Here is a 2,634-nt window from a genome sequence, read left to right as displayed (position 1 = left end):
TTCTTTCTTGCTTTTTATTCAGTTGTTAGAAATCCCATATTGTTTTAAGAGCTGTTGATATCGATCTTCTATAGTCTGTGCCGGACTTGGATCGTTCGCATATGGTTTAACTGGTTCTACAGGAACATCCGACTCACTGGCCGCTTTATGATGTTGTTGAGGTTGAATTTTTACAGGAGAGGATGTCTCCCCACTTTCCAGTCCTGGTATGGAAGGCGAGGATGTCCCGTGGGGGAAGTTGGCATAATCGTAATAATGTCTTTCATCTTGTGGAAGAAGGTAGAGCTTAGGAGATTGAGGATCATCTTGGCCCGCAAACAAATCTCCTCCATGGAGAGGACATGTACTCGTAGGTGCTGTCCCTCTAGGCATAAATATAGTAGCGACGGAGGTACAGTTAGGAGTCGCAATAAAGCCCGACTGTCTACAAACTTGTACTCTATCTACAGGAAGATCTTCAGGAACCTCAAAGGCTTGAGGCAGATGAAGGGCTTGAGCAGCTGTTATCATAAATTCTTTCCATATAGGGGCTGCAATAACTCCACCTGTGGCATTCCGCCCCAGAGGTTTATGATCATCATTTCCAGCATATACTACTGCTACAAGGCCAGGAATTCCTCCGGTGAACCACGCATCGCTATATTCGTTCGTAGTACCAGTCTTGCCAAAAGTTTCCCATCCGGGGACTGCTGCTCTGCGCCCTGTCCCCGCACGTACAGCATCCATCATCAGAGAACGAATGACAACAGATGTAACTGGAGAAATGCCGTCTCGAATCTCAGGAGTATGATGCTCTAAAATTTCTCCGTTGCTCGAGCGAATTTCCCGAATCATAAGAGGGGAGACGACTTTCCCACCATTTTCAAAGGTGGAATATGCTACTGCCATTTCTATAGGAGTAACACTCGCTGTTCCCAATGCTACGGAAAGGTCTCGAGGCAGATAGGGAGTGACGATCCCCATACTACGAGCGGTTGTTATTACCGAGTTAACTCCTATAATGTCAGCCGCGCGGACGACGACAGTATTATATGAATGATTTAAAGCATCAATTACTGTTACTTCTCCGCTAAATTTTTTACTATAATTCCCTGGTTCCCATGTTTTGGGTTCTTCTCCCGGAATATCATATGAAAGGGGAGCGTCCAAAAAATGGTCTGTAGGTAAAATCCCCCTTTCTAAAGCTGCTGCATATACTATAGGTTTGAAGGAAGACCCTGGTTGTCGATATGCTTGAGTCACCCTATTGAATTTACTTTCAGCAAAATCTTTCCCGCCAGTCATAGCTAAAATTTCTCCCGTAAAGGGATCAATAGCCACCAAGGCCCCCTGGCTTTTTAGCTTTTTCACAACTATATCGGCTTTTTCCTGGAGATCCAAATCGAGAGTTGTATGAATTTCCATGCCACCACTATAGACAAGATCCGCTCCGTATTTAGGAAGGAGATAGTTGAAGAGTAGATGAGCAATAAAGTAAGGAGCTTTATTGTATTCTGTAACCTTATTAGGAACATGTTTTAATGTAACTTCTTCTTTAAAAGCAGTTTGTTTAGTCTCTTCGTTGATCCAACCTAAAGAAACAAGACGGTCAAGAACATACCCTTGGCGGACCTTCGCATTTCCCATGTTATTTAAGGGGCTATATCGTTCAGGTGCAGCTATCAATCCAGCTAACATGGAGGCTTCAGGAAGAGATAAATCTTTGGCATCTTTCCCGAAATAAGTACGAGAAGCAGTCTCTACTCCCCAAGCACCGTGGCCGAAATAGATGGTGTTCAAATACATCTCAAGAATTTTATCTTTGGAAAATAATTGCTCAACCCTGACAGCAAGAATAATTTCTTTTGCCTTCCTCTCAATTGTTTTTTCCTGAGAGAGGAAAAGATTACGGGCAAGTTGCTGTGTAATGGTACTTCCTCCCTGTCGAGCTCCGCGATGGGTTACATCTACAAGCAAAGCACGAATAATGGCAGACAGCCGAATCCCACTATGCTGATAAAAAGAAGAATCTTCAGCAGCCAAAGTGCTCTTAACCATCCATGGTGATATATTTTTCAGCTGAACAGGTTCCCTGTTTTCAGTAAACAAACGGGCTATAACATTATTGTCCCGATCATAAACAACACTTGCTATGTTTTCTCGATGGGCAAGTATTTCCGTTGTAGTTGGCAGATCATCCGAAATCTGTCGAATATAATAGGCTGCCATAACAGAAACTGCAGCTCCGAGTAACCCAACGAATAACAGAAGAATGAGTAGTAGCGAACGAAAAATACGAGGACCACGCGAACGAGGTGGTTGGGATTCTTTTTCAGAAATATTCTTTTTCCTTTTCATAACGCAAGCTCCCTCCAGATTTCGGGTTTTCTTGCCCCTTGATATTTAGTTCAAGAGAAACAAGTATACAAAGAAGAGGAAGTAGCTTATATTTTCTCTTCTTCCGAAGCTGAATTATATCATCTCTAGGGTTTTTTTATAAAAAAGTAAAAAAAGGGCTTGCATTCCATTCGAAGGCGTGGTATATTCTTCGCCGTTGCCAGTCAGGGCAACAACCTTTTGAAGCTTGATAAGAGAATACAGTGCGCAATTGATAAGCGAGCCATTCAATTTTTTATGGAGAGTTTGATCCTGGCT

General features: G+C 42.8%; 2 protein-coding genes. Both read right to left on the bottom strand.

Annotated elements, in window-relative coordinates; translation table 11 throughout:
• Positions 1-18: 18 nt before the first annotated feature.
• Positions 19-2,337 carry a transglycosylase domain-containing protein gene (locus tag B4J50_RS00010; protein ID WP_286846281.1) on the bottom strand — a complete coding sequence of 773 codons (2,319 nt, stop codon included), beginning with the start codon at positions 2,335-2,337 and terminating at the stop codon, positions 19-21.
• Positions 2,338-2,451: 114 nt separating this feature from the next.
• Positions 2,452-2,634, bottom strand: a 183-nt coding sequence (locus B4J50_RS00005) for a hypothetical protein (protein WP_286953861.1), incomplete at its 5' end; no start/stop codon positions are given.

This window comes from Aminobacterium sp. UBA4908 (assembly GCF_002398115.1).
GTDB lineage: Bacteria > Synergistota > Synergistia > Synergistales > Aminobacteriaceae > Aminobacterium > Aminobacterium mobile.
The sequence above is the reverse complement of the archived record's forward strand: the minus strand, read 5'-3'. Positions and strand labels throughout refer to the sequence as shown.